Below are 870 nucleotides of genomic sequence, written 5' to 3'. Positions count from 1 at the left end.
GCCGCAGCACCACGAACTGGTCGCAGCCAATCCCGCGATGGCGGTCTGCCAGCGCCGCGATCCGCGCCGGGCTCAGGCCATGGCGCCGGGCGCGCTCGTCGACGATGACGAAATCATTGCCCAGGCCGTGCATCTTGTAGAACGGGATCATCATGCGCGCCTTATACGGCACGAGTCGCGATTACGCGAGAAAAGCCTGTATCCCCCCGCCGCTCCCTACAGGAAGCGGCCCGGCGCGCCGCGCTGCAGCACCTCGATCCGATAGCCGTCCGGATCGGTGACGAAGAAGAAGCGCCCCACTACCCGCTCGCCCAGCGACAATTGCCGGACCGGCTGCGGCGCCAGCCCCTCGCGCACGAACCGCGCATGCTCGGCATCCAGGTCGGCGACCGACACCGCCAGATGCCCATAGCCGTCACCCAGGTCATAGGGACGGTCGCGGTCATGGTTGACCGTCAGCTCCAGCTCGAAACTCTGCTCCGCATTGGACAGATAGATCAGCGTGAACCCCTCGAGGGCCACCCGCTCGGCCACCGCCAGGCCGAACGCCTTGGCATAGAAGGCCACCGACGCGCCCTCGTCGCGCACCCGGATCATGGAATGAATCAGTCTGGCCATCGCGCGCCCCTTCTCCTCTGACAAATCCTCTGGCAGGCCGCGGATCATAACGGCCCGCGCGCGCCGGAAAAGACACGAACGACCAAAGAGACGAACGCCGCCCAAGGTCTGGATTTTCCGCCCGTTCCGTCGCATCTGCAGCCCATGACCGAGATGCACGGATTCCACCCCGCCGCCTTCACCGTCGCCAGCGCCGCGCCCGACGCCGAATTCTTCGCGCACCGCGCCCCCGGCCCGCTGCTGGACCCGGGC

1 protein-coding gene and 1 pseudogene are annotated in these 870 nt (G+C 67.4%); both read right to left on the bottom strand.

Annotation, left to right across the window (positions count from 1 at the left end):
* Window positions 1–154 (bottom strand): annotated as a pseudogene (locus HUK84_RS23395) (diaminopimelate epimerase); the annotation flags it as partial.
* Window positions 155–216: 62 nt separating this feature from the next.
* Entirely contained in the window at window positions 217–618 is a 402-nt protein-coding gene (locus tag HUK84_RS20490) for a VOC family protein (RefSeq protein WP_176641835.1), read from the bottom strand.
* Window positions 619–870 lie beyond the last annotated feature (252 nt).

The sequence above is a fragment of the Nguyenibacter vanlangensis genome (genome assembly GCF_013376155.1).
Lineage (GTDB): Bacteria > Pseudomonadota > Alphaproteobacteria > Acetobacterales > Acetobacteraceae > Gluconacetobacter > Gluconacetobacter vanlangensis.
This window is presented reverse-complemented; position numbering and strand designations above follow the sequence as displayed.

What these genes read in the sequence shown, in the direction of transcription:
- HUK84_RS20490 (WP_176641835.1), bottom strand. Translation starts at nt 618, where the DNA reads ATGGCCAGACTGATTCATTCCATGATCCGGGTGCGCGACGAGGGCGCG.